This is a genomic window from Bradyrhizobium sp. 31Argb (assembly GCF_043638955.1).
Lineage (GTDB): Bacteria > Pseudomonadota > Alphaproteobacteria > Rhizobiales > Xanthobacteraceae > Bradyrhizobium.
Genome location: NZ_JBEGDB010000108.1, coordinates 1 through 24,853 on the forward strand (window position 1 = coordinate 1; position 24,853 = coordinate 24,853).

Sequence of the window (24,853 nt, forward strand, 5' to 3'; positions counted from 1 at the left end):
TCTCAAGCGCGAACTTGTTCGCGCGAAAAACTTAGCGCCAGCGTCGGGGCGCCAGGACCACACGACTTCGCCGTCCGCGGATGTTGCGTTCGTCTTTCGCAACACCTGCGTCCACCGCATCTCACCGCAACGTTCGTGACGATCGCGACCCGCCCCTCATCTCGCGTGAGACGCGCGGAGTTAAATCACTGATTTGCCCGACGGCGAAAGCGGAATATTTTTCGCTGATAGTCTGGACAGACCTTTGGCTGATTTGCCCGTCGGGTCGTTTCGTCGCACCTTCGTGCCGAAATCGTCCTTGTGCCCGTAGCGAAGCAGCCACCACTGAGCCGCGATGCCAAGCTCGACAGCTCAACCGCATGTTCGACATAACGTCAGGACAACTGACAATACGTGCTGCTCTTTGCGAATATGAACGGCTGACGTCCGCCACGCCCCATGGTACCGTCCCGATCGCTCGGATCGTGAGTTATGCCTTGTGTCGAGGTCATGCGCCGATGATCGGAGCCGCAATCCCCCACATACTTCGTCGATCTGAGGCGAAGCATCATTAGACGATGATCGCGTTGGCGTTCAGCGCCGGCGCACAATTCGACGTTTGCAACGAAAGGCATATGCAGGTCGTCTCCAACTTTGCGGCAGTTCACGACAAAGTCCTGAAACCGCCGCTTGATTTGAAGGAGGAACCGATGAAGTTCATTAACCTGAGCATACTCGCCACATCCACCGCAGCGATGAGACTCGCAAAGACAACGGCTCTTGCTGCGGTGCTCATGTCCTTGGCTCCCATGGCTGTCGCGGGAGACCCGATTGAAAAGAAGGGCACCGCCCCCTACGTCACCCATTTCATTTTTCGGCCATTGATGACAATTGACACCGCTGAGCTCGGTAAAGCCACTACGCTGGAGGCAGTCGGGACCACTCAAAATATGAAGGGAGAGAAGATGCTGGACAAGATGTCAGCTCGTTGCGTGGCACTGAACGTCGCGTCCGGCGACAAGAAGTACATTGACGGTGCCTGCGTGCTGGCCGACAGCGACGGTGACAAGATTTTCTCGACCTTCGATACGCGCGATCTCGACAAGTCCCAGCCGAAGATGGATTGCGGCACTCATATCATCACCGGCGGCACCGGGAAGTATAAGGGGATCACCGGGAGCGAACCATTTGCTTGCATCTCTATGCCTGCGCTGGCCGGCCCGGGTGACTATTTTGCGATGGACATCCCGCACAACACGTCGTGGGAAATCAAATAACACGTACCTCGATGCCCGGTGTCGACCACCGGGTGTCAATCACTGAACGAGAGCCTTGCCCAACAGCAGGGCTCCTTTTCTGCCGGTACTCATGAGCGTGATGACTTTTCTTCGAATCGTCATCCCGCTCTAGCTCTTTGTTTGAGCATGATCTCCGCGCAAACGCTTCGCGTTTGTCGCGAGGGAAAACCGGTCTCCACTTTTCCGGATCATGCTCTAGTTTTCGAGTACCGCCTGTGGCGTGTTCCGGAAGCCGATGGCCAACCGGTTGTAGACATTCATCAGGCCGATCGCGATCGTGAGATCGACCAGTTCCTTTTCCTCAAAGACTGCGCGCGCGGCCTGGAACGCTTCATCCGGTATGCCGGTCTCCGACACACGTGTCACCGTTTCGGCCCAGGCAAGCGCGGCACGCTCACGCTCGCTGAAGAGATGGCCAGCTTCCGCCCAGGCCTGCACCAGCGCGAGCTTCTCGATCTTCACACCCTTCTTGATGAGGTCGCGGGTGTGCATGTCGAGGCAATAGGCACAGTTGTTGATCTGCGAAACCCGTAGGTAAACCAGATCAACCAGCTCGGCGGGAAGACCGCTTTGCATGATATAGCCATAGACGCCGCCAAGGGCTTTTACGCCGTTCGGCGCGACTTGGTTGTAATCGAGACGCTTGGTCATTGTTATTCTCCTTGATCTTCAGGTCTTATTTGACGGGTGTGGTCAGTGCCTTGTCGTCGGTATCGACGACGAAGACCGCGAGCAGCTTGGCCGGCTCGGTCTTGCTGGCATTGCGGCTGATGGGATGGCTGGCGCCGGGTGGTTCGGACCAACTCTCACCTGCCTTGTAGACCCGCGTCGTGCCATCGTTCACCTTCGACTCGATGCTTCCGGAAATGACGTAGGCATAGATGAACGACGATTTTGCGTGGGTATGCGGAGCCGAGGCTCCGCCCGGCGGATAGTCGACGACCACGGCGATCAGCGACTTGCCGGGAATGTTGGGTATCGTCTGCTCGAAGTTCGTCGTGACCTTGCCGCCGATATCTTGGGCCGAAGTGGGCGAAGCAGATGCAATGGCAATGGCAGCGGACGCTGCGCCGATGACAGTTCGTATCTTCATGGCTCTTCTCCTTCTCCTCGATTAGATGTCGTCCTCTTGGGTCGGAAAAAAGCACCAAGAACGCACAGAAATCGTGTACTACAGGGCACGTGACTAGGCCGCTCAAATTGGAGCTCGACCGCTCTGCGAAGGCGTCGCTGGCTGAGCAGATCCGAAAGGGTATCGGCGCGGCGATCGAGAGTGGCGTGCTCGCACCCGGCGCGCGCCTGCCGTCCTGGCAGGACCTTGCGGCGCAGCTTGGCGTCGCCCGCGGCACCGTGCGCGCGGCTTATGAAAAGCTGTCCGCAGCGCAGCTCATCGTCGCATCGCGGGCCACCGGAACCCATGTCGCGGAGCGGCCTCGCGCAGCCATCCGCTCCGAACAGCCCCCTGATCCGGGCTCGTTCATGGAGATGTACCTGGAAATGACCCAGGGACCGGCCATCTTTCAGATGGGGGTCCCTGCAAAGGAGACATTTCCGGCCACGCTGCTCGCGCGAATCCGCGCCCATGCCATTCGCACTGAGGCGCGCGCAGCACCTATTTACCCGGACCCTCGCGGCGAACTTGAACTACGGCGGGAAATCGCCGCCTATCTTGCCATTGCCCGTGGCATCGAATGTTCGGCCTCGCAGGTCATCATCACCGGGGGATATAGCGGCGGCCTGGGATTGGCGCTCCACGTGCTTGGCCTCGATGGACAGAAAGCCTGGACCGAGGACCCCGGCTTCCCGTTCACCCGTCGAGGCCTGGAGCTCGCAAGATTATCGCTTGTACCAATACCGGTCGACGACAGCGGCATCGATGTCGACCATGGGCTGCGCCACGCCTCGGACGCCAAGCTGGTTGTCGTGACCCCCGGGCAGCAGGCGCCGCTCGGGGTTACTCTCTCGCTGGAACGCCGATTGCGTCTGCTCGATTGGGCCGCTCAGGCAAGCGTATGGGTGGTCGAAGACGACTATCTGAGCGAACTGCAGCTCAAGGGGCGAGCCGCGCCGGCGCTCGCCTCACTTGATCGCGCTGGGCGCGTCATCCACATCGGCTCCTTCAGCAAGACCATCAGTCCCACGTTGCGGCTCGGCTTTCTCGTCGCGCCCGTTTCGCTGTTGTCCCGCTTCGCGGAGGTCGCCGCGTGCCTTGCGCCGCCGCCCGGGCCGTCCGTGCAACTCGCGACCGCCGAGTTCATGCGCGAAGGCCACTACCTGCGCCATCTTCGGCGCACCAAGCGAGCCTACTCCGCTCAGCGCGACGCCTTGCTGGAGTGCCTGCGGCCGCACGTCGAAGCTGCCAGCATCGCAACAGCGGGATTGGCTGTGCTGCTGCGATTGCCCGACGGCGCGCCAGACACATCCATCGCCAGGGAAACGCTTGCGTTTGGAATGGCACCAGCGCCTTTGTCGACCTGGTACGCGCGGCCGGCTTCCGGACGATCGGGGCTTCTTCTGGGCATCGCGACGGTCCCAACAAAGCATCTGGCGAGATCCTGCGACCGTCTTTTTGGGATCATCGAGCGCTTCGGCTCATGCCGGTCCTGAATCGCGTTTCCGCCGATAGCGAAAGATGGTAGCCTTTTAATTTAGAGGGAAGCGACAATGGCTGACGAAGACAACCAAACATGGCTATTGGACGCAGGCGATGGCGTCATCCAAAGGAAGGCCGTACAGGGCTACTCGTCACTGTCGCCGCTTGAACGCCTGATCTACTGTCTCTGGGCCGCCGACTACGGCATGCGCAACGCGGGCGATCTCGCGACTGCCGTTGACCTGCATCCAGCCTTTCTGAGCGACGGGAAGTCAGCGGCACAAGAACTCAGCCTCCCTCGCTCGGCAGTTGCTTTCTCGCTCCCGTCTGAAGAACTCGAACAGCGATACTTCGGGCTATTCGACGATGTAGTGAACGAGATCAGATCCGTCCAAGCACGCCCTGTCCGCGAGCGGTAGAAATACAATTCACGCCTTCCGAGCCATATTTGGGCTCGGCGCATGATCATCGAAGCTGACACCTTGGCCAAGCTCTTTTAATCGCTCGCGCAGGCTGATTTCATCGAGTGACCGGAAAGGGAGTTGCATGAAGGCCAGTATCTGTCGTTCAAGACCACCAAGCGTGGCGGCGAGGGCCGTACGCCGTTCGCGCTGGTCGGAGTACCTCGCAGGGTCGGGATAACGCCAGTCGCCGGTTACCGGACGGCCCGGCCAATGCGGCAGCGGCTCTCCGGCCTCGATATCGCACAGCGTGAACACAAAATCCAAAGGCGGAGCGTCGGCCTTCGCGAACTCTTTCCAATGCTTCGGATGCAATCCCTCAGGGCGGTATTCCGCGACCCTCAGAACGTCGATTGCCAGTTCGTCGAGCTGGCTGGCCGGGCGCAACCCGGCGCTAAAGCCAGTGAAGCGTTCGCGCCCAATGCGGTTCAACACCGCTTCGGCGAAAATGCTACGCGCCGAGTTCCGATTCGAGAGAAAGAGCACATTGTAGCGGCCGTCTGCCATGCCAAGGCTCCATCGAGTGTGAAAAACAAATCGAGAGCTGGTCTTTGAGTTCCTGGCGGCAGATACGTTTTTTCGCTCGCGACCGACGTCACGCAGATGATTGGCGCGCCACATTGGGGCTGGCTCTTGAAATTTCTCGTTATTTTACGCCGTAACGCGACATCTCGTCGGCAATTTCCGGCTTGATACGTTTCGCCACCGTTATGTCGAAAGAGCCGCGCGGTTCGTCCCCCTTCAGCAGCCTCGCCTTTCCGCGTCCAAACAGGACGTACGCTAAATTCGCGTCGATCTGCAACGCGGCGTCGTAATCCGCAATTGCCTTATCGAGATCGCCCATCTTGAGATAAACGAATCCACGACTGTCCAACATCCCGGCGCTTCCCGGGTTCAGTCGCAGCGCCTCATTGCAATCGGTTAGCGCGGTTTGTAAATCGTCTCTGATTGCGCGAGAGTAACAACGACTGTTAAAGGCTACGAAGCAGCTTGGTGCGACTTTGATCGCTCGGCTAAATTCATCGATAGCACGATCATACTTTCGCTCGGCTCTGTATATTTCGCCCCTTCCCACGTGAGCCAAGGCATTGTTCGGATAGAGCTTGATTGCAGTATCGAACTGGGCAGCGGCTCGATCGTTATCCTTCTGCTTATGAGATTCGACCCCGCTATTGTAGATCATCGCGCTTTTGTGCCAGGCCTCATAGGTTGGACCGGAAGGAGGCGGCGCCATACAAGCCGAGGTGGCTGTCGAGCCCAAGTTTTTTCGGGATGCTTCGGGCGAAGTCACCAAATTACCAGCGGCGGCTATACCGGAAAATCCGACCGCTCCGACAAATCCGACGATAAGCCATAGGGTAGCTGCGCGTAGAAGCGCTCTTGATTTCATAACCGACCTAAAGGATTTCAAAGCTTGCGCTTCGTTATCTCTGTAATGTGACGCTACTGCCGTGGACACAAGCGTGCCTCATCGCGTCCTTGAGTACACGGCCTGGCCAGGCTCCGTCAGCGATCGGCATGGCTCCGTGGAATGAGGAGACCATTACTCCGACGTCACCGAGGGACGGTTCAGCATGATGAAATAGAGATTGCGGATATAGACCAGCAAGCCCAGCGCCTGGCCGGCGATGAAGACGGGGTCGCGTCGGTAGAGCGCGTAGACCAGAAGCAGCGCGCCGCCGCCGACCGAGAAGAACCAGAATGCTACCGGGATCACGCTCTTGCGCGCACGTTCGGACGCGATCCACTGCACGACGAAGCGCATCGTGAACAAGCCCTGCGCGATGAAGCCGAGCACGACCCAGGCGTCGAATTTCACGACGAAGACGTCGTGCAGGTAGTTCAGCAAGTCATTCATTGGGCGTCACCTTGGTCGCTTCGGTCACTTCGGTGACCTCGGTCACTTCGGTGACCTCGGTCACTTCCGTGACCACGGGCGTCGGCCTCTTACGGCGGATCAGCCACCAGACGCCGGCGAGATCCATGATCCCTATCCAGAGCCGGTCGAAGAAGCCGTAGTTCGAGACGCCGGAATGGCGGGGACGGTCGACCACGTCGACATAGGCGATCTCAAAACCCTCGCGGCGGACCAGCGCCGGCAGGAAGCGATGCAGCCCGTCGAAATAGGGCATCATCAGGAACACCTCACGCGGGAATGCCTTCAGTCCACAGCCGGTGTCGCGCGTGCCGTCGCGCAGGATCGCACCGCGCACGGCATTGGCGATGCGTGATTGCACTTTCTTGAAGCCGGTGTCCTTGCGCCCTACCCTCTGGCCGGCGGCAAGCCCGATGCGGCCGCTGCCGCTCTCGACCGCGGCAATCAGATCCGGCAGGAAAGAAGGATCATTCTGGCCGTCGCCATCGAGCGTCGCGACGATCGCGCCGCGCGCGGCACGGACGCCGCTGCGCACCGCCGCCGATTGCCCCGAAGAGACCGTGTGCCGGAGCTGGCGCAGGTTGGAGCGCTCCTTCATGGCCGCGCCGATCCGCGATGCGGTCGCATCGGTCGAACCGTCATCGACATAGATGATCTCGTAGACCCAGCGGCGGCCGAGCGCGGCGGCGATCTCCGCAATCAGCGGCGCGATGTTCTCGGCCTCGTTGCGCACGGGCACAACGATGGAGACGGCCACCGCGGTCTGGTCGGAAGGAGGCAATTCGGCACTCTTGGCTGGATTTTTGGCTCTCTGGACGGCCTTACGGCCGGAACCGCCTGATACGGCGGGACGGCGCCGCTTTTATGGGGCGGAAGCGCCCCCGGCAACCCTTTTGAGGCGGTCCAGCGAGGGGCCGGCAAGCGGGTAGATCGTGCCATCACGCTGAATCGCAAACCCGAGCCGCCGGGCCGCAAACCAGTAGCGCACCGCCATGGCGCAGATCACGCCGACCAGCGCGCCGCCGACCACGTCGCTCGGGTGATGCGCCAGCAATACCAGGCGGGTGGCGCAGATCACGAGCGCATAAATCAGCATCACGAACCGCGCCCGCGGCCACAGTGCCGAGATCGCAAAGGCCAGCGCAAAGGCGGTGGTCGCATGCCCGGAGGGAAAGCTGGCATAGGCCTCGCTGCCGGCGAAATGCGAGAAGTTGAAGGCGTTGGGCTCGCCGCCGACAAACGGCCGGCCGCGCCCGACGATCCATTTCAGGAGGTCGCCGACCAGCACCGGGAACAAGACCGCGAAGAACAGGAACTGCAGCCGCGTTCCCATTCCCAGCAGCAGGGATCGCCGAATGCCGTGCAAGGCCGGCGCAATGATCACAACCAGGATCAACAGTCCGGCCACGGTCCACAGCACATAGGCATCCTTGCCGAAATCGGTGAGGATGCGGACCCACCACAGGCTTGCAGTGCCGCGCGGCGGCATCAGCTTGATCTCGGGCACATCGAACACAAGCATCAGCAGAATGATGGCGGCGCCGATGATCGCGATCAGCGACAGCCCGTGCCGCGCCGCGCGCCGGCCGGCCTCCGTCCGACGCGAATGCGACGGCGCACGCACAAGCTGGGCAAGCGACCGCCCCGTCAGCGTGGCCAAGCGCGCCGGATAGCTTGCGGATTCATGGCGGACGACCGGCGCCGGCATTTTCTAGTGTACGTCCTCGGAACGGTAGATGCCGATGGAGATCGGCCTGCCCTGCGAGATGTTATAGCCATCGATGCGCATCGCCGCGTTGTAGCGCAAACCGATCGCTTCGGCCCGCTGCACGAAATTGCGCTCGGAACGCGCCTCCACCAGCGCAAACCGGCATGCGCCCTGCGCCAGGAAATCCGCGGCACCCGAACCGTCGGTCAGGACGATCGAGGTGTCGGTCGAGAACACCAGGCTCGGCTCGTGGTAGCCGGCCGAGGCCAGCTTCGGACCCGGGCAATTGGCGTAGCGCAGGAGGTACCCGACCTCGCCGCTCGGAAACAGCGGCTTCAAAGACGGCACCACCAAGCCATAGATGGCGATCGCAAGCAGCATCGCCGCGATCACCGCATTCAGGAACGAGCGCTCGGCGCGGCTGTCCTCGAACATCCACCAGGCGGCCAAGCCGAAGATCATCGCACCCGCCAGGAACGGCCAGGCTGGGAACGCGGGCTGATGGGTCAGCTTGATCGCACCGGCGACCGCAATCACGGCAGCGATCGCGGGGATCGCGAACCACCAGGCCGAGCCGCGAATCAGCCAGACGGAGCGCGACAGCACGCGCCGTTCCAGCGCACCGACGGTCAGGATCGCGATCGCGGGATAGAGCGGCAGCACGTAATGCGGCAGCTTGGTGAGCACCGCCTCGAACACGATCCAGGACGGGATCAGCCAGGCCAGCAGAAACTGCGCGCCAGGCTCGCGTCGCGCACGCCACACCGCCGGTGCCGCCATACCTGCCAGCGGCGCACCCGGCCAGAACGTGATCCAGAACAGGACGAGATAGAGCCCGGGCGGCGCGCCGTGGGATTCCTGCGCGCCGAGCTTGCTCAGCATGTCGCCGCCGACGGAATCGGCGAAGAAGGTTTCGCCGGCGCGCAGGAAGATCAGGACGAACCACGGCAGCACCAGCACCAGGCACCACATCAGGCCCCAGACTGGGCGCATGCGGGAGAACCACTCCAGCGAGCGGTCGAGGATCGCCAGAGCCACGATGGCGAGCCCGACGAACATCAGGATCAGCGGCCCCTTCAGCAGGATGCCGCCGGCCAGCGCAGTCCAGAAGATCACAGGCCCTGACCACGGCGGATGCGCGGGATCCTCGCCGCGCTGCCAGGACAGATACACCCGTGCCAAAGCCCCCATCGCGGCAGTGACTGATAGCAGCAGCATCGCGTCGGTCTTCGCCAGGCGCGCCTCGGCGCCGAGCAGCACGCAGCTCGCCATCATCAGCGCCGCCAATGCCGCGCCGCGCCGGGTGACGAAGGCAAGCGCGGTCCAGTAGGTCAGAAGCACGGCGCCGATCGCGCCGATCAGTGACGGCACCCGGTAGAGCCAGATCCGTGTCTGCGCCCGCGGCATGCCGAGGGCGGAGGCCGTTTCAACGACTGCGGCCTGCAACCAGTAGATGCCGACCGGCTTCTTGTAGCGGACGTCGTCCTGGAACCGGATGTCGACGAAATCGCCGCTCTCGACCATTTGCTTGGTCGCCTGCGCAAAGCGCGCCTCGTCGCGGTCGATCGGCGGGGTCGCGAAGAAGCCGGGCAGGAACAGGACCAGGCAGCACAGCACCAGGAACAGAACCGAGCGCCGGTGATTGGCGGTCGCAAACTCGAATGCGAGCGCCAGCCTGCGGCTGGAATGCGCAGGTTTTACAGGCTGTTGCCCTGCTCCGAAACGCCTGACATTGACGGTCTCAACCATGGGCTTCGCATACGATGAAACCGTAGGCCAAACAACCGCACAGGTTCCGTTTTGTCCCCTGTGTGGGCTCTGGGTCACTGCACCCGGATAACGACCGTATCGGCGGCTCCGGTCGCGTCGATCACGGTCAATCGGGCAAAGCCGGGGCCCGGTGGCTCGATCAGGCGCTGGCGACGGCTATCGAGATCGCCAACCGCGACCCCGTTGACCAGCATGGTTAACGGCAGGACGCCGCCGGCGACCTTGACCGGCATCGGCGCGACCTCGCCGCCTACATCGCGATCGACATCGATGCGCGAGCCGTTGATCGGGAACTGGATGTGCGGCGCCTGATCGCTGCCCGTGCGCACGAGTTCCCCCATGGGACGGAAACGGCGGAGCGGCAGCGGCAGCTTGGTGTTGCTGGCGACCAGCGTTCCCTTCGGCGCCTTCGGCAGCGCCGCAGGAATCCTGCCGGTCCGCGCAAAGGCGTCGAACAGGATCGGCGCCGCCGCGCCGCGCCCGATCAGCCCCGGCACCGGCACGCCGTCGGGACGGCCGACCCAGACGCCGATGGTGATGCGGCCATCGAAGCCGACCGACCAGGCGTCGCGGTAGCCGTAGCTGGTGCCAGTCTTGAAGGCGATCCGGTTGTGCACGCCGTTTTCCGGCGGCGGCGTGCCGATCAGGACATTGCCGACCTGCCAGGCGGCAACCTGGTCCATCAGCCGCATCGGCTCGCGCTCGTCTTGATCAAGCATGATCTCGCGGAGCGGCTTGGTGGTGCCGAGCCGGGGGAAGCCGGCATAGAGCTGCGCCAGATCCTGCAAGGTGATGCCGACACCGCCGAGCCCCATCGCCAGTCCTGGCACTTCGTCTTTCGGCAGCACGAGGCTGGTGCCCGCCTGCTTCAGGCGCGACGACAAGCGGCTCGCGCCGACGCGGTCGAGCAGCGCGATCGCGGGCACGTTGAGCGACAATTGCAGCGCCTTGCGCACCGGCACGGTGCCCTGGAAGGTCATGTCGAAATTCTCGGGCGCGTAGGAGCCGAAGCGGATCGGGCGGTCGTCGATCAGGCTCTCGGGGTGCACAAAACCGTCCTCGAAAGCGAGGCCATAGATGAACGGCTTCAGCGTCGAGCCGGGCGAGCGCACCGCGCGCGTCATGTCGACCTGCCCTGCCCGGCGCTCGTCGAAATAATCGGGCGAACCGACGCGGGCGAGGATGTCGCCGCTTTCATTATCGACCGCGATGATCGCAACCGAGATGTTCGGCCCTTGCGCGATGGCACGCTCGCGGGCGAGAGATTCGAGATTCTTCTGCAGCGTTGCATCGAGCGTCAGTCTGACGACGGACGCATCCTTCATCGTCGCGAGCGCCTGATCGGCGGAATGCGGCGCCAGGATCGGCATCGGCTTGCGATATTTCGGCACGGCTTCCGACTTGGCCTGCGCGGCGTCTTCCGCCGACAGCACGCCCTCCTCCACCATGCGATCGAGCACACGGTCGCGCCCCTCGCGCGCGGCCTGCGGATAGCGATCGAGCCGCCGCCGCTCCGGCGATTGCGGTAGCGCGACCAGCAGAGCCGCCTCCGCCAATGTCAGCCGCTTCGGCTCCTTGCCGAAATAGGCGATCGATGCCGCGCGCACGCCTTCGAGATTGCCGCCGAACGGCGCCAGCGCGAGATAGAGGTCAAGGATCTCATCCTTGTCGAGCTGCTGCTCAATCTCCACTGCGCGCACGATCTGGCGCAGCTTTGCGTAAAGCGAGCGCTCGCGCCGCGGCTCCATCAGCCGCGCGAGCTGCATCGTGATGGTCGAACCGCCGGAGACGATGTGGCCGGAGGTGACGAGCTGCAACGCCGCGCGCGACAGCGCCAGCGGATCGACCCCGCGATGGGAATAGAACCGCTGGTCTTCGTAGCCGAGCAACAGCTTCAGATAAGTCGGATCGACTGATGTCTTCGCGTCAATCGGCAGCCGCCAGCGGCCATCCGCCATCGCGTAGGCGCGCAGCAATTTTCCATTGCGGTCGATGATCGTGGTGGAGACTTTTCGCGCGTCTGCAAGCGGCAATGGGCCGAGGGAGATGGCCCAGGCTGTGAAGGCGCCCGTCACGATCAGAACGGCGACGGTCGCCATCACGACCGCCTTCCTGATCCATCGCCAGCGCGGCCTGTTCGCCATCCCACTCATTTCGCCGACCGCACCTCCACAGTGCCGGTGCCGGTGCGGCCGTAGCGCGAGGGATTGTACATGTCATCGACATAGGCCTGCGGCAGCACGTATTTGCCGGGCGAGACCGCGCGCACGACATAGGCCACCGTGAACACCGACTTGGCGTCGCTGGCGCGGTCGATCGCCGCGGTGAAGCGGTCGTCGCGGAACTCGGTATGCTCGGGCTCCTCGCCATCCTCGATCCAGTCGAGCGTACCGGAGTCGCCGGAGGACACGAGGTGCGGGTTGTCGATCTCGAGGCCGGCCGGCAGATAGTCCGACACGATGATGTGGCCGTATTCCGGCTTGGCTTCGGTGATCTTCAACACCACGGCGAAACGATCGTTCTGCTTCGCCTTGCTGACGTCGGCCGGCTTGCCATCGAGCGTGAAATAATTGCGCTCGATCTTGAAGCCGTTGGAAGCGGACGGCTCCGGCGTCACCGGCGAGCCCGATACGGAGACCACGACCTGCACGGGCGCCTCGCCGGTGTTGGTGATCTTGATCGGCTTGCCGGCCACCGCCTCGGCCTTGTAGCTGCGGAACACCGCCGTCTTGACCGGCTGGCCGTCGATGTCGAGGTTGAGCGTCTCCTTGGCGAGTGCGCGGGCGGCCAGCACCAGCCAGGCGTTCTCCTGGGTCGAGGTGTAAGGCGTCAGCCCCCGCGCCGCCTCGACGCGCTCGACTGCGCCGATCATGGTTGCGCGCGGCGCATTGCCCTCACCGGCGAGCGAGACCAGTGCCGCCGCATCGCGCAGCGCCGAACCGTAATCGGTGCGGCCGAACTCGAGCACCGGCTTTGGATTGAGCGAGTCGAGCGCGGCGGCATAGACCCGCTCTGCTCTCGCTCGGTCGCCGACCAGCGCCAGCGCAGCCGCGAGCTGAGATTTGGCAATTGGAGTTGCGAGGTTGTTCAGCTTGGTGTCCGCGAGGTAGCGCAGGTCTCCGATCGGTGCCGCGCCATTGCGGGCGAGCACGTAGAGGCCGTAAGCGAGATCGCGGCCGCCGTCCTTCTCCGGCTCGTTGGCGTTGACGACGGCGTTGCGGATGCGATCGAGCGCGCTCTTGAACTGCACGTCCGGCACCACAAAGCCCTTCTCGCGGGCGCGGGTGAGGAAGTCGGCGACGTACGCATCGAGCCAGGCGTCGTCGCCGCCGGCCGACCACAGGCCGAACGAGCCGTTCGAGCCTTGGCGAGCGAGCAGCCGCTCGATCGCATCCTTGATGCGCTGGTCGGCCGCGGTGTCCATCGCCAGATGCGCGCCGGCGGCGAGATCGTTGACATAGAGCAGCGGCATCGCGCGGCTCGTGATCTGCTCCGAGCAGCCGTACGGGTAGCGGTCGAGCGCCTTGAGGATGGTGGCGGCGTCGAGCGCAGTCGACAGGCTCGCCGACACCGACACGCCGCCGGTGCCCTGCACGAGGTCGGTGAACATGTCAGACGTCAGCGTCAGGCTGTCGCCCCTGGCCAGCGTGCGAACGGAGCGACGCGCCAGCACCTGCGTCGCCGGCTTGACGTCGAGCGCATAGTGCCGCGCCAGCGTCAGGCCGTTCGGGCCTGTGATGTCGACGTCGAGATTGGCCGCACCGGCACCGCCGGCGTCCAGTGCCAGCGACAACGAGCTGCGCTGCTTGGCGGCAAGCCTCACCGTGGTGGCGGGATTGCCCGAGAGCTTCACCGGGCCGGACGCCTTCACGTTGATGACGTAGTCGCCGGCTGCGCCCTCGACATTGTCGATATCCATGCTCATGGTGCCGCGGTCGCCATTGAGCAGGAAGCGCGGCAAGGTCGCAGTCAGCACCACGGGATCGCGCACGGTGACGTCGGTGGTGGCGCGGCCGAGCTTGGTGGCGCTCCAGGCCACCGCCATCACCCGCGCGGTGCCGGCGAATTCCGGAATGTCGAAGCTGATCTCGGCGGTGCCATCGGCGCCGACGGTGACGATGCCGAAATAGAGCGCGAGCGGCTTCTGCGTGGGCGGCGAGCCCTGCAGTTCAGCGCCGCCGGAATCGCCGCCGGTCCTGATCTGGCCGCGCGTGCCCTGCATGCCGTCGATGAGCTGGCCGTAGAGATCGCGGATTTCGGCCGTCAGGCGGCGCTGGCCGAGATAGTAATCGTCAGGAGCCGGCGGCTTGTAATTGGTGAGGTTGAGGATGCCGACATCGACGGCGGCCACCACGACCTTGGCGTCCTCGCCGGGATTGAGCCCGTCGAGCTTGACCGGGATCTTCAGCGCGCTGCCCGGCCGCACCAGCGACGGCGGCGAGAGCGTCACCGCGAGCGTGCGAGCTTTCTTGTCGATGCCAAACCACTTCAGGCCGATCGCGCGGCCCGGCATGCGCTGCGCGGCGGTATCGAGCGGACGGCGCAACGTCGTCATCACATAGGCGCCGGTGCCCCAGTCCTTGCCGACGGTGAGCCTGACCTGCTGGGTGCCTTCCTTGACGTCGACGGTCTGCGTGGTCAGCAGGCGATCGCCGAGCACGTTCACGGTCAGCCGCCCCGCCGAGCGGGCGTTGACCGAGACCACCATGGTGTCGCCGGACTGGTATTCCGGCTTGTCGATCGAAGTCTCCAACAGGTCCGGCGTGTCGGCGCTGCCGTCGGAGTACCAGCCGACGTCGAACTGCACCGAGGTCAGCGGACCGTCGGCATCGTTCGACTTGACGTCGAGGCGGTAGCGGCCCGGCTGCGGCGCGAACGACAGCTGCGACGGCTTGTCGGCGGCGAGACTGACATCGCCATCGGCGACGCGGCTGGTTGACTTGACCGGTTCAAATTCCCAGGACGAGCCCTGGCGATACCATTGGTAGCGCGACTCGACCTTCAGGAGTTCGTAGCGCAGACCGTTGCGCGCGAGCTGCTTGCCGTCGGGGTCGACGAACACCACGTCGAACTCGGCCTTGTCGCCTTCCGCCACGCTCTTGTCGCCGAACGACGGCTTGATGCCGATCAGCGAGTTTGCCGGCGCCACGGGCAGCACGATCTTGCGCTCCACAGAACGGCCGCCGGTCTCGGCCATGCGGACGAAGATCTGCGCTTCCTGCGGCCGGGTCGAGGTCGGCGCCTTCTCCAGCTTGACGGGGAAGACGGCTGCGCCCTTCGCGTCGGACTCCGGCAGGTTCTCGATCGGGGTGCGCTCATTGCTGGCGCTCTCCTCATCGGCGACGCCAAACTGGTAGCCGGGATAGCCGGGACGTCCCGAGGCGGCCGACGTCACCAGCATGTCGCCCTCGAGCTGCAACCCGGAAGCCGGTGCGCCATAAAGGAAATGACCGTCGACCTTAAGTTCCACTGGAACTTCAGCTTTGATCACCTTGTCCTTGGCGGTCAGATCGAATTCGATCCGCTCGGGGACGTAGTCCTCGACCATGAAGGTGGTTTCGCCGACCGAAGAGCCCTTCGGATCGGTGAACGCCCGCACCCGCCAGGTGCCGGTCGGCACCGCCGAATTCAGCGCAACGGCCATGCTGCGGCCGCCTGCGCCCTGGTCGGGCAGCACGGCGCGGCGGAATTCGACGCCGTCGGGACGCTCGATCACCAGCGTCAGCGGGCCGCCGGTCATGGCATTGCCCTGCCCGTCCCGCAACAGCGCGGTCAGATAGACGGTCTCGTTGGAGCGGTAGACGCCGCGCTCGGCATAGACGAAGGCATCGGCGCCCGCGGGCACCGCGCGACCCGCGACGCCGCGGTCGGTCAAGTCGAAGGCGTTGGACTTCAGGCTCAGGAACGCATAGTCCGCCTTCTCGCTCATGACGGTGAGCAGCGCCGGCGACAGGCCGCCCTCGCCGCGCGCCAGCCCGGCCTCGAACAGCACATGGCCGGTCTCGTCGGTCTTGCGCGTGGCCAGGATCTCGTTGTTGCGGGCGAGCAGCTTCACTTCGGCTTTGGCAACCGGCTCGGTGGACGCCAGCGAATTGACGAAGACATGGATGCCGTCATTGCCGGAGAACGCTGTCAGCCCCATGTCGGAGACGATGAACCATTGCGTCGCCAGCGTGCCGTCATCGTCGCTGCTCGGCCCCTTGGCGGCGGCGGTCATGACATAGACGCCGGGCTGCAGATCGCCGAGCGCCTGGTCGACCGGGAACGCGGTGACGACGTCCTGGTTCAGGGTCGCAGCGGTCGCGAGTTCGCCGGACCATACCTTCATCCCGCGCTGGTCGCCGAGGTCGGAGAGCTGGTAGCTGCTCAGCGTGCGCTGGAAGTCGCTGTCGATCACCGTATTGATCAGGTTGCGGTCGCCGATCCGGAACACGTTGATGGTCACGGCCGGCGTGTTGACGCTGACCACCGGGATGCCGCGCTGGCCGGTGCGCGGCAGCACATAGGCGCGGCCGGTGAAGCGCACGAACGGCTTGCGGTCGCGGACATAGATGTTGAACTCGGCCGACTTCGGCAGCACTTCCTTCACCGTCGACGGCAGGCCGGCACGCAGGTTGATGTTATAGCGCTCGCCGTGCTTCAGCCCGTCGACACAGAGCTGCTTGCCTTCTGTAGTGAGCGCCGGCTTGTCGGTGCCGGCAAGCGCCACGAACGGCCCGAAATCGACGCGCTTGGCCAATTCCTCGGAGAACTGGAAGCAGGCCCGCGGCGTGGCGCCGTCGGAATCCACGCTGTAGTCGAGCAGCCGGAAGCCGTGCTCGTCGCGCATCTTCTCATACTGGCCGCGGACGTCGGCGACCTCGCGCATGTCGAGCGACATCCGCAGCGCATCGAGCGCCGGCCGCCACAATTTGCGATCCGAAAACGCCCGGCCGAGCACGGCCAGCGCATCCGCCTCCTCTGCCTGGCTGCCGGCGCGCTGATAGGCGATGTAGGCGGCGGTGGAGGCGCGCTCGAGCAGGAAGGTCTGCTCGCTCGAGGTCGTCGTGGGGACCCGGAAGATGGTGCGGGCAAGCCGCAGCCAGTTGCCGCTGTCCTCCGGCGTGGTGGCTGCGATCTGGCCGAGGATCTGCAAGCCGGTCCGGAAGTCGGCGCGGCGGAAAGCGGCATCCGCATCGGTCTTCAGCGTCGCCGTGCTCTTGGCGACCGGTCCGGCCTCGCTCTTGATCTGCGCCTCCAGCTTGATCGCGGAATCGGCGAGGTCGTCGCGCTTGAACGCCTTGTCAGCCGCCTGCGCCGTCGCGAGGCCAAGCGCTAGCGCTGCGCAAAAAGCTGCGACACGAACCAAACCAATCATGACGGATCTCCCGGGGCGGCAGCCGAATGCCGCGTGACGAATAAAAGGGCGCGAAAAGGTGACAGACTGATGGCGCGGAAACAACGTAGCGAAGGAGTCGCAAACAGGCATTGCCAAACCAGTCATTATCCCCGGCCGGCGGAGCGCCGGCGCGGCAGGCGGTGACCGTGGACCGCAACCCGCGCTCCACCCGCACGCCTTTGTCGCCCGATATCAGAAAATGGTTCGGATCGGGTCGCCGAAAAATCGGATCTTTCGCATCGGCAGGCTGGGCGGCCGCCCAGCCTTGGAGCATGATCCGGAAAAGTGGAAACCGGTTTTCCGAAAAGATCATGCTCAAACAAAGAGATTAGATCATGATCCGATTCCGTCTAATCGGATCATGATCTAATGTCGAAGGAAGCGGAACTGCTGCGTGCCGTGCTCGCGCGGATCCGGGCTGCGCTCGGCGATGCGATAGCCCTGGTGCGCAGCGAGGAAGGCTTGCGCCGGAATCCAGTTCCTCGCGTACCTGACGAGCTTGTCCTTCGACGTCGGCAGCGCTCCCGGTCCGTTGTCGCTGAGGAAGGATGTCTGCACCTCTGCTTTGGGGTCGGCGTCGCTGATCGGCACCCGATACCATGCCATCGCCGCCGGCTGCGTGGCGCACAAGGCCCGGATGGTCTCAGTTGCTTCCGGAACGTATTGGATGGCGCCGTTCGAGTGCATCAGCTCGATCTCTCCGAGCCAGTCAGCGGCTTCATGGATGTCGCTGAAGAACATCAGCCGATTGGTCGCCAACTGACGCGCGCGGCGCGCCATGGCCGGCGTTTCCACCACTGCCCAGCGGATGTCCGGCGCCTGCTTGCGGGCGAGCTTGTAATGCAGGCCGGCCCCGCCTCCGAAATCGAGCACTGACTTGATCCCGGCCACGAGCGGCCAGTCGCCGGTAGGATCATAAGCGATGGTCTTGTGGAAGATCGTCTCGACCAACTCCTCGCTCTCATAGCCCTCGATGACTTCGCGAGGCGGGAACAGCTTGCGTTTTACTCTCTGTATCAAGGTCATCGACGCCTCCCGTCCAAGCTTTTCTCGGCAGTGCCCACCTCCCTACTGTCAGAAACATTTGGAAACAATTCGACGGGGTGCGAATTACGGTCGCGCCCCTCACTGCGCGAGGGAGATTGCGCCGACGCTCAATTCGGTTGGCGTTGCCGGCTTGCCCTGGGCGGTTGCATCCCGGGGATTGCGAGGCCCGCCCTGCCTGGACTGTGGCGGTGCGGAAGACGGCAAGGGGTGATTCGGCGAATGGCGATCCCAGCAGGATTCGAACCTGCAACCCGCGGAGTAGAAATCCGCTACTCTATCCAGTTGAGCTATGGGACCGTCTTGGCGCGGTATCGGCCATCAAGCCTTTCAATAGTATAATCATGGGCCTGTCGCCAGCATGGCAGAGTGCAAAATAACAATAAAAACATAAGGCTGGGGTCCCGACCAGGCCCCTGGCCTCTTCAAGTCCAACAGGGGCCTCCCGAGCCCGGAATGCCCGGTCGCTTCGAAAACATCCGGTCGCTGCAACGCGGAATCTCAGCCTTAAGTAGTGGCAGTGGTTTCCCGGATATATCGCGATCACAGCTCAGCGTAGAAGGTATCCAGAGAATGCACGCGTGCGTATGGGAGTTGCGTAATTGCGGCAGAAGCTCCGGATTTCCAGGAACCAAAGATCACTATTAGAGCTATTTTCACCTGATCTACTCGAACAGCTCGCCGAGTTGGAATGGTTGAGAGAGCAGGTCAGGCAAGCGGAAAAGCTGAATCCGCAGCAGATACTGACTCAATTCAAGGCTTACCGGCAGCAGAAGGCGACCAAGGCCAGGCGGACCGCGCACTAGTCTTCCACACCCAAGACGGCCGGCAGATCGATCTCCGTTTGGCTGCCTTCGACGACGGCTGCGCTACGCCTGACGATGAAGACGATCCGCGCCGTTCAGGACACGCGCGCGTCCGAAAGCGAGCCCAATAGATCTTCGACGAGGTGGTCGATCAAGGCCAAGGCAATGGCAGGCTTGGCGACGTCCACGTCGTCCACATGCCAGTATCTCACCCTGTCCGCCATCTCCGGAAAACGCCGTTCGATGAGCGGCCGATGCTCTGCTTCCTTCAGCGCGATTATGAGATCCGCGCTCTCCAGGTCAGGCAGGGTACAGGGTTGAGGGTACCGCAAGTTTCCGACCGGCCGGACACCCCTGGCCTGCAGACCATCGAGAGCGAAAGGCGACATTGGGCCGACGTTGTTGGGCGATCCCCTCTCCGCGGCCCCTTTCGAGAAGGCGCGCCAGTTCAACTCGGCCAGCCCTGCGCGGTGATTGAACAGCTCCTCTGCAAACCGGCTGCGGTAATAATTGCCTGTGCACAGGAACAACAGATGATGAGCCATCGCGAAAGAAAGAATCATGAGCTGAGAGAGGGCGCCGCTACACTGATTGATATCGATGGTCGCTTTGTTGCGCAATTGCGCGACGGCTGCAGGGCGGTTCGCAAGGTGCGAATTTGATCATCAAATCATCTTGCAGACGATGATGCACCCTTACACGGATTCGTCATTGTTGAGGCACGTTTTGTCGCAGCGTACCCAGCGGGAGGCGGGTGGATAATGAGCGATCATTAATGAGGTTGGGATCGTGATGGAGTCATGTCATGAGACGAACCGAACTCAAGCGGATGAGTTCTGACCGCCTGTGGACGTTGCGTGTCGAACTCGCTGACGTCCTGCGACAGAAGATTCAGTCGATGAAGGCGCAGTTGGAAGATCGTCTGAAGAAGCTGCGGACTCCCACTTCGGCGCGCCGGCCATATCCGGAGATACAGCCCAAGTACCGCAATCCTGATCAGCCATCAGAAACCTGGGCTGGTCGAGGCAAGCAGCCGCGGTGGCTGGTCGCGCAGCTAAGGTTGGGAAAACGGATCGACGATTTCAAAATCAAGGTGCGGAAAAAGAGCCGGATCGCCGTCCGCCTGGCGCGCATCAGCAGGTAGTGTCCGCGTGCCGAGGAACGAAACCGCGGGAGTTGAGTCGAATCCCAGCTTCCGGTCGAACGCCCCCTACCCCCACCGGCCGGAGGAAAACCTCCAAGGTTGGCGGCCCCAGCGCACCTGGGGCCGTTTGATGAGGTGCGCGCTCGGGCAAAGACGTCTTCCGGGGCAACGCTCTGCGGCTCGCGCGACCGTTGGAGAGGCACGCGGGAGGCGCCTTGGCATGGTTAATCCCTGGTTGCCGAATTTGGCAAAGGTCTTGCTAATCGCTGCTCCGACACTGCAGCCCCCGACGGGGCTGCACCGAGTTGGATCAAGCGGGAGCAATGCCCATGGGTGCCGCGTCTCAGACTGGGAATTCCAGCATCACCGCGTTACGTGACGTCCTCGTCATCCAGACAATGCTCGAGGATCTGCAAAGGTCTGTCCGGATCCTCGATTGCGATATCGCGACGGAGGAAGCCACCGGAAGGGTCAGCAACGCTGCGGACCCGCGATATCCGCTGCTCGCCAAAACGCTTTCGACGCGCCGGGACAATCTCAAATCGACCATCCGGGCGCTGAGCGACCGCTTGGGCCAACTGACGTCGATGGCGTAGCTACCCCCTGTTTCACGCCCCCCACCCGCAACCGGGTGAAAGGCGGGCCGCCGGTTATGGGGCGGCCAGAGGGAGAGACGGGCAGGTTTGCGCCCAGCGCCTTGCTGCCATCGCCGGCATGCCTTAAGGCGGCTCGCAGATTGCCGTCCGCGATTCACTGGAACTCGATGCGAAAACTGCTTGTCCCACTCTCGGCCGCCCTTCTGGTGGGGGCCTGCCTGCTCGTACTCAGGAACGAACTGCACGCAAGGCCCGCCACGCAGTGCGGCTTCTGGGGCGAGATGGAAGCCGGAATGTCCTGCCGGTGAAATTCGCCGCCGTTCGCGGCCTTGGAACAATGGCCGAAATTGGGGCAGAGCTGACGCGAGCGGCGAAGATCAATGCCGCCGCGTGGTTTGGCCCCGCCAACCACGCCCCGAGCAAAACCCGGGCGCGCCAATTCCCAAAACTTGGTCTCGTTGCGATCGTCGGAGGTGAGGTGTTGCTGGCGCCCGCCTCACCCGACCGTCGGTCAACCTGATCTCTTCACCGGTCGCGGGCGCGCCGACATTCCCCAAATGGGAACTGTCCGATGATTTTCTTTGGCGTTCGAGGGCGATATGGCCGGTCTGCCGAGTCTTGCGCCGGCAACCGAACTATCTGAGTACCAGCCGCGCCAATAGTGCCGCCAGTTCGCCCTGCCGCGACACGCCCACCTTGGAGAATACGCGCTTGAGGATGGTCCGGGCGCTCTCCTCGGTGATGCCGAGCTTGTCGGCGGCGTCGCGCGGCGACTGGCCGGTGCCGACCAGCGCCGTCACCCTCGCCTCGCCCAACGTCAGGCCGAGCACATCGCGGATCAGCGAGGGGTCCGGTGGGCTGCTGTTGTCGGGGTCGACGACGAGGATAAGCAGCCTGGCCTGGGTCAGGAACTGGTTGATGCTGTTGGCCGCCATCGAGACCGGGAGGACATAGAGCGCAAGCGGGCGTCCCGACGTCCGCCGGTGCACGATGATCGGCTTTTCGCCAGCCAGAACATCCTCGGGGCGGTACGCCGCGAGACGCTTCATGGCCGCGGAGGCCGGCGAATTCAGCGCCAACGATCCCGCGGCAAGCTTCTCCTCCACGATCTCGAGACCATCCCCGAGCAGCGACTCCGCCTTCGGGTTCGAGAAGATCACGCGGCCGACCGAATCGAGCACAAAGACCCCGGTTCCCAACCTCGCCAGCGCTGCGCCGAGGCCAAGCTTGCTCAGTTCGGAGTCCATCAGGCGGATACCAAGGCGAAGCGACCGCTCGACGTGGCGGCCGAGTTGGGCCACGAGATCAAGCTCGGCGTCGCTATAGGCGGGCTTGCCGCTCGCGCGCTGGATGCTCATCGCCACCTCGATCTTCGCATCCGGCGAGACCGTTGCGGCGGCGAAATATTTCAGGCCGTGTTTCCGAAGCAGCTCGGAATAAAAGGGGTCGGTTGCGATGTCCTCGTCGGAGACGACGTCACGGTCGGTCAGGACGTCACGATTGAAGAAATAGCCGCGCTCGCGCGCACGGATCGCGCGGATATCCCGAAAAGTCCACTCGCGCATGTATTCTTCCGCGATCACATCGAGCGAGGCGGATTGGATGGCGCCAAAACTTCCGTCGTCCCTGCCATAGAGCAGGATAGCGCCGACATCGTCGAGGCAATCGGCAATGCTCTGCAGGGCCACCGGCCAATGCGACGGTTCCGCCGCGGATTGATAGATGGCGTCGATGGCCTTCAGCAGGTGATGCGACATTGGAACCGACAAACCGAACGACGAATGAACGCGCGGCAATCAATCACGAGGATTGAATGCCCCGCACAATACATTTGGATGTCAGGAAACGATAACGGGCAAGTCCGTACGATCACGGCCTTTGCACGGCCTTTGCATGGGTAACCGCAACCACTGACGACCCATCGCGCTCCGCCGCCCCGTGAGGCGCCGATCACCGCTTATCGAACGGAATATATTGCTGGTACTGCTTCGGCACCGAGCTGCGGTAGCGGGCCGGTACGGTTCCGGTGTCGATCGAATGCTCAATCTCCTGCTGCCGCGTCCGTTTCTTTGCGGCGGTCTTTTTCTTCTTGGGCGCAGCCTTCTCGGTGGCGGACGGATTCGTATCCGGCTGGGTGGCGGCTGGCGTTGTCGTGGCGGCCGGCGCCGTGGTCGCGGCAGGTGGTGCCGTGTTCGCGGCCGGCGCGGCGGTGTCAGTTCCGGTCGTAGGAGAGGTCTGGGCCAGTGAGTAGCTCGAATAGGACATCAACATGAGCGCCGCGGTGGCCGCGGCAAAGCTGGAAAACTTTTTCATCTGAAAACTCCAATAGTGTCGAACGCCGGGCGCTTCGTGCAATGCGCGGCATTAGACCACGAAAGCCCGCCTCGCGCCAACGCGGAGGGCCCGCGCGAATCTCAGGGTACAGCGATGGTAACAGCGGTTATGTTGCCGCGGTCACACTCGATGCGCGCTGACCTGTCAGTGGACGAGGAGCCTAGCCGGGCGACGGCTGCTCCGCGTGCGCACGCGCGCCCCCCCGGCCTTGCATCCCTGGTGCAGGTCGTCATGACGAAGGCGATGCGGCTGCATTGCCACCCCGGCCCGAGCGCCGCGCTCGCCACCGTCTCCTGAGAAAGGCTGCCGGCCGAAAGCAGCGCCACGCCAAAACCGATCACGACGATGACGGCCAGCAGCGCTAGTCCCTTGCGGCTATAGAGTTGGTGGATCATGCGATCGTTCCTGTTCAGTTGGCGCGGAGCATACGACCGAGTCGCCCCTCTCCCTGTGATCGGCATCACAATTGCCCGCGGCGTTTTAGCGCTGGCCCCTGCGGCCTATTGCGCCGGCTGGATCACGTTGCAGTTGGTCCGTCCGGACATCAGACAGTCCTGCATCTTGCTCGCCGCAGTCAGTTCGCGCGCCAGCCACAAGCCGGCTGCCAGCATGGCGGCCGCAATCACGAGACCGGCAATCGCGCCGCGGCGGCTGCCGCCTTCCCTCGGGTCTGTCATGATCGTGTCGGTTCCCGGGCCGTCACTGTGAAAGAGATCGTGGTTGCAGTAGCTGCTTCGCAAGTACCCATGTGATCACAACAACTTCAGATCAAATCTGCAAAGTCTGGGCATAAGTGTCGCAAATCCGTTGCGCGCGTCCACGCGCTGTTCAAGAAGTAAGCGCCGTCCAAGAAGCGCGTGTGTGCGGAGCGTGCCATGGGTAAACAAGAAACGGGCTACGACTATCATCGATACAAAAAACTGCTGGTGGAAGCGGTCGACGAGAGCAAGCGGCTCGAATTGATCGAGCTTCTGATCCGCGAGAGGGCCCGCGACAAGCTCGAAGCGCAGCGGACGTCCGATCGCGTGGCCATCACGGCGCAGACGGTCGCCAGGGTGCTGGGAACCTCCCGTCAGCGCGACAACTTCTAGCTCGGCTAGAATTTTAGGGCAGTTCGACGCAAATTACCGTATTGCCCATGGCAATCATCGGCTCACTTCTGCTGCGCATCTCGTAGATCAGGAATGTGGTTGCCGCGCCACTCGTCAGCTTTAATCTCAGCAACTTGCCGCTTACGGATGGCTCCCCTGTTTGGCATGCCAATTGGACGCTGGCATTTTGCGCTGGGTTCACTTATGTGCTGCGCGAACCCGATTTTCGTCATCCCTCCAACAGCAGTGAAGATAACAAGGCTCTCTAGATGAGCGGCTTCAAGGAACCGAACTTTTCCGACCGCCAGAAGGCGGCGCAGCAGGCCCGGCAGAACATTCTGGATAAATTCCGCACCCGCCCCGGGCCCGATGATCCCACGGTGCAGGCGCGCGCCGCCGAGCGCGCGGCGATCGCGGCCGGCCGGGAGCAGGCTCGGCTTGCGCGCGAGGCGGCCAAGGCCGAGCAGCAGCGACTCGAGCAAGAGGCTGCCGCCGCGGAAGTGGCGCGAATCGCTCGCGAGAAGGAAGAGGAAGCCACGCGGCAGGCCGCGATCGAGGCCGAACAGAAGGCCAAGCGCGACGCGCGCTACGCCGCCCGCAAGGAACGCGGCAAGAAAAAGAAGTAACTCGCCGCATGCGAGGTGAAGCGGAGACCTCGTAGCCCGGGTGGAGCGTCAGCGTAACCCGGGACCGCTCGTAGTGAAGTGCACCCTTATCGTGAGACACGATAATCAGGGACAGGAGCCCGCCGCTTGAGGCGGCAGGGCGGGTTGAT

Annotated in this window: 23 protein-coding genes and 1 tRNA gene; 7 read left to right on the plus strand and 17 right to left on the minus strand. The window is 63.3% G+C overall.

Annotated elements, in window-relative coordinates:
- The first annotated feature begins 557 nt into the window (after positions 1 to 557).
- Entirely contained in the window at positions 558 to 1,256 is a 699-nt protein-coding gene (locus AAFX91_RS21125) for a hypothetical protein (protein WP_394567733.1), read from the plus strand.
- Between the two features lie 216 nt (positions 1,257 to 1,472).
- Here the strand turns inward: AAFX91_RS21125 and AAFX91_RS21130 are convergent, their stop codons facing one another.
- Positions 1,473 to 1,928 (minus strand): carboxymuconolactone decarboxylase family protein, encoded by a 456-nt coding sequence (locus AAFX91_RS21130; RefSeq protein ID WP_394567734.1) that lies wholly within the window; start codon positions 1,926 to 1,928, stop codon positions 1,473 to 1,475.
- Between the two features lie 25 nt (positions 1,929 to 1,953).
- A complete protein-coding gene (locus tag AAFX91_RS21135; protein ID WP_394567735.1) occupies positions 1,954 to 2,370 on the minus strand; it encodes a cupin domain-containing protein in 417 nt (138 codons plus the stop codon).
- 89 nt (positions 2,371 to 2,459) lie between these two features.
- On the opposite strand from AAFX91_RS21135, the gene AAFX91_RS21140 reads away from it, so the two are divergent.
- Both AAFX91_RS21140 and AAFX91_RS21145 read left to right on the plus strand, forming a co-directional pair.
- Positions 2,460 to 3,884, plus strand: coding sequence for a PLP-dependent aminotransferase family protein (locus tag AAFX91_RS21140; protein WP_394567736.1), 1,425 nt, complete (start codon positions 2,460 to 2,462; stop codon positions 3,882 to 3,884).
- A gap of 57 nt (positions 3,885 to 3,941) precedes the next feature.
- The gene (locus AAFX91_RS21145; RefSeq protein WP_394567737.1) at positions 3,942 to 4,289 is read left to right on the plus strand and encodes a hypothetical protein; all 348 of its coding nucleotides are present in this window, start codon (positions 3,942 to 3,944) and stop codon (positions 4,287 to 4,289) included.
- Between the two features lie 9 nt (positions 4,290 to 4,298).
- Here AAFX91_RS21145 and AAFX91_RS21150 read toward each other — a convergent pair whose 3' ends face one another.
- The 11 genes from AAFX91_RS21150 to AAFX91_RS21200 form a co-directional block, all read right to left on the minus strand.
- The gene (locus AAFX91_RS21150) at positions 4,299 to 4,838 is read right to left on the minus strand and encodes a protein tyrosine phosphatase (RefSeq protein ID WP_394567738.1); all 540 of its coding nucleotides are present in this window, start codon (positions 4,836 to 4,838) and stop codon (positions 4,299 to 4,301) included.
- 139 nt (positions 4,839 to 4,977) lie between these two features.
- Positions 4,978 to 5,514 carry a tetratricopeptide repeat protein gene (locus tag AAFX91_RS21155; RefSeq protein ID WP_394567739.1) on the minus strand — a complete coding sequence of 179 codons (537 nt, stop codon included), beginning with the start codon at positions 5,512 to 5,514 and terminating at the stop codon, positions 4,978 to 4,980.
- A gap of 360 nt (positions 5,515 to 5,874) precedes the next feature.
- The gene (locus AAFX91_RS21160) at positions 5,875 to 6,189 is read right to left on the minus strand and encodes a lipid-A-disaccharide synthase N-terminal domain-containing protein (protein WP_130580348.1); all 315 of its coding nucleotides are present in this window, start codon (positions 6,187 to 6,189) and stop codon (positions 5,875 to 5,877) included.
- The gene (locus AAFX91_RS21165) at positions 6,182 to 6,988 is read right to left on the minus strand and encodes a glycosyltransferase family 2 protein (RefSeq protein WP_394567740.1); all 807 of its coding nucleotides are present in this window, start codon (positions 6,986 to 6,988) and stop codon (positions 6,182 to 6,184) included. The genes AAFX91_RS21160 and AAFX91_RS21165 overlap by 8 nt, the downstream gene beginning before the upstream one ends.
- 81 nt (positions 6,989 to 7,069) lie before the next feature.
- Complete coding sequence (locus AAFX91_RS21170; protein ID WP_394567741.1) at positions 7,070 to 7,915, minus strand: phosphatase PAP2 family protein; 846 nt, start codon at positions 7,913 to 7,915, stop codon at positions 7,070 to 7,072.
- A 3-nt stretch (positions 7,916 to 7,918) separates the two neighbouring features.
- Positions 7,919 to 9,664: an ArnT family glycosyltransferase gene (locus tag AAFX91_RS21175; protein ID WP_394567742.1), complete on the minus strand. Its 1,746-nt coding sequence runs from the start codon at positions 9,662 to 9,664 to the stop codon at positions 7,919 to 7,921.
- A 74-nt stretch (positions 9,665 to 9,738) separates the two neighbouring features.
- Complete coding sequence (pbpC, locus tag AAFX91_RS21180; protein WP_394567751.1) at positions 9,739 to 11,784, minus strand: penicillin-binding protein 1C; 2,046 nt, start codon at positions 11,782 to 11,784, stop codon at positions 9,739 to 9,741.
- A 50-nt stretch (positions 11,785 to 11,834) separates the two neighbouring features.
- Positions 11,835 to 17,042, minus strand: a complete 5,208-nt coding sequence (locus tag AAFX91_RS21185; RefSeq protein ID WP_394567743.1) for an alpha-2-macroglobulin — start codon at positions 17,040 to 17,042, stop codon at positions 11,835 to 11,837.
- 387 nt (positions 17,043 to 17,429) lie between these two features.
- On the minus strand, positions 17,430 to 18,089 hold the full coding sequence (locus tag AAFX91_RS21190; protein ID WP_394567744.1) for a hypothetical protein: 660 nt from the start codon (positions 18,087 to 18,089) through the stop codon (positions 17,430 to 17,432).
- Positions 18,090 to 18,330: 241 nt separating this feature from the next.
- Positions 18,331 to 18,407: transfer RNA gene (locus AAFX91_RS21195), tRNA-Arg, on the minus strand.
- Between the two features lie 601 nt (positions 18,408 to 19,008).
- Positions 19,009 to 19,533 (minus strand): low molecular weight phosphatase family protein, encoded by a 525-nt coding sequence (locus tag AAFX91_RS21200; RefSeq protein ID WP_394567745.1) that lies wholly within the window; start codon positions 19,531 to 19,533, stop codon positions 19,009 to 19,011.
- Positions 19,534 to 19,742: 209 nt separating this feature from the next.
- On the opposite strand from AAFX91_RS21200, the gene AAFX91_RS21205 reads away from it, so the two are divergent.
- Entirely contained in the window at positions 19,743 to 20,057 is a 315-nt protein-coding gene (locus AAFX91_RS21205) for an H-NS family nucleoid-associated regulatory protein (RefSeq protein WP_394567747.1), read from the plus strand.
- A 329-nt stretch (positions 20,058 to 20,386) separates the two neighbouring features.
- A complete protein-coding gene (locus AAFX91_RS21210; protein ID WP_130580339.1) occupies positions 20,387 to 20,653 on the plus strand; it encodes a hypothetical protein in 267 nt (88 codons plus the stop codon).
- A 635-nt stretch (positions 20,654 to 21,288) separates the two neighbouring features.
- Here AAFX91_RS21210 and AAFX91_RS21215 read toward each other — a convergent pair.
- The 4 genes from AAFX91_RS21215 to AAFX91_RS21230 all read right to left on the minus strand — a co-directional run bounded on the left by AAFX91_RS21215 (position 21,289) and on the right by AAFX91_RS21230 (position 23,664).
- Positions 21,289 to 22,410, minus strand: a complete 1,122-nt coding sequence (locus AAFX91_RS21215; RefSeq protein WP_394567748.1) for a helix-turn-helix transcriptional regulator — start codon at positions 22,408 to 22,410, stop codon at positions 21,289 to 21,291.
- Positions 22,411 to 22,603: 193 nt separating this feature from the next.
- Entirely contained in the window at positions 22,604 to 22,966 is a 363-nt protein-coding gene (locus tag AAFX91_RS21220) for a hypothetical protein (protein WP_130580337.1), read from the minus strand.
- A 101-nt stretch (positions 22,967 to 23,067) separates the two neighbouring features.
- A complete protein-coding gene (locus AAFX91_RS21225; protein ID WP_394567750.1) occupies positions 23,068 to 23,382 on the minus strand; it encodes a hypothetical protein in 315 nt (104 codons plus the stop codon).
- A gap of 105 nt (positions 23,383 to 23,487) precedes the next feature.
- A complete protein-coding gene (locus AAFX91_RS21230; RefSeq protein WP_165421239.1) occupies positions 23,488 to 23,664 on the minus strand; it encodes a hypothetical protein in 177 nt (58 codons plus the stop codon).
- 198 nt (positions 23,665 to 23,862) lie between these two features.
- On the opposite strand from AAFX91_RS21230, the gene AAFX91_RS21235 reads away from it, so the two are divergent.
- Entirely contained in the window at positions 23,863 to 24,078 is a 216-nt protein-coding gene (locus AAFX91_RS21235) for a hypothetical protein (RefSeq protein WP_130580335.1), read from the plus strand.
- A 269-nt stretch (positions 24,079 to 24,347) separates the two neighbouring features.
- A complete protein-coding gene (locus tag AAFX91_RS21240; protein WP_282526588.1) occupies positions 24,348 to 24,704 on the plus strand; it encodes a DUF6481 family protein in 357 nt (118 codons plus the stop codon).
- Positions 24,705 to 24,853 lie beyond the last annotated feature (149 nt).

Bases quoted from the DNA above. Each gene is read 5' to 3' on its own strand.
- AAFX91_RS21125 (WP_394567733.1), top strand. From the start codon at position 558: ATGATCGCGTTGGCGTTCAGCGCCGGCGCACAATTCGACGTTTGCAAC.
- AAFX91_RS21130 (WP_394567734.1), bottom strand. From the start codon at position 1,928: ATGACCAAGCGTCTCGATTACAACCAAGTCGCGCCGAACGGCGTAAAA.
- AAFX91_RS21135 (WP_394567735.1), bottom strand. From the start codon at position 2,370: ATGAAGATACGAACTGTCATCGGCGCAGCGTCCGCTGCCATTGCCATT.
- AAFX91_RS21145 (WP_394567737.1), top strand. From the start codon at position 3,942: ATGGCTGACGAAGACAACCAAACATGGCTATTGGACGCAGGCGATGGC.
- AAFX91_RS21150 (WP_394567738.1), bottom strand. From the start codon at position 4,838: ATGGCAGACGGCCGCTACAATGTGCTCTTTCTCTCGAATCGGAACTCG.
- AAFX91_RS21155 (WP_394567739.1), bottom strand. From the start codon at position 5,514: ATGATCTACAATAGCGGGGTCGAATCTCATAAGCAGAAGGATAACGAT.
- AAFX91_RS21160 (WP_130580348.1), bottom strand. From the start codon at position 6,189: ATGAATGACTTGCTGAACTACCTGCACGACGTCTTCGTCGTGAAATTC.
- AAFX91_RS21170 (WP_394567741.1), bottom strand. From the start codon at position 7,915: ATGCCGGCGCCGGTCGTCCGCCATGAATCCGCAAGCTATCCGGCGCGC.
- AAFX91_RS21175 (WP_394567742.1), bottom strand. From the start codon at position 9,664: ATGGTTGAGACCGTCAATGTCAGGCGTTTCGGAGCAGGGCAACAGCCT.
- pbpC (WP_394567751.1), bottom strand. From the start codon at position 11,784: ATGGCGACCGTCGCCGTTCTGATCGTGACGGGCGCCTTCACAGCCTGG.
- AAFX91_RS21185 (WP_394567743.1), bottom strand. From the start codon at position 17,042: ATGATTGGTTTGGTTCGTGTCGCAGCTTTTTGCGCAGCGCTAGCGCTT.
- AAFX91_RS21190 (WP_394567744.1), bottom strand. From the start codon at position 18,089: ATGACCTTGATACAGAGAGTAAAACGCAAGCTGTTCCCGCCTCGCGAA.
- AAFX91_RS21205 (WP_394567747.1), top strand. From the start codon at position 19,743: ATGAGTTCTGACCGCCTGTGGACGTTGCGTGTCGAACTCGCTGACGTC.
- AAFX91_RS21210 (WP_130580339.1), top strand. From the start codon at position 20,387: ATGGGTGCCGCGTCTCAGACTGGGAATTCCAGCATCACCGCGTTACGT.
- AAFX91_RS21215 (WP_394567748.1), bottom strand. From the start codon at position 22,410: ATGTCGCATCACCTGCTGAAGGCCATCGACGCCATCTATCAATCCGCG.
- AAFX91_RS21220 (WP_130580337.1), bottom strand. From the start codon at position 22,966: ATGAAAAAGTTTTCCAGCTTTGCCGCGGCCACCGCGGCGCTCATGTTG.
- AAFX91_RS21225 (WP_394567750.1), bottom strand. From the start codon at position 23,382: ATGATCCACCAACTCTATAGCCGCAAGGGACTAGCGCTGCTGGCCGTC.
- AAFX91_RS21230 (WP_165421239.1), bottom strand. From the start codon at position 23,664: ATGACAGACCCGAGGGAAGGCGGCAGCCGCCGCGGCGCGATTGCCGGT.
- AAFX91_RS21235 (WP_130580335.1), top strand. From the start codon at position 23,863: ATGGGTAAACAAGAAACGGGCTACGACTATCATCGATACAAAAAACTG.
- AAFX91_RS21240 (WP_282526588.1), top strand. From the start codon at position 24,348: ATGAGCGGCTTCAAGGAACCGAACTTTTCCGACCGCCAGAAGGCGGCG.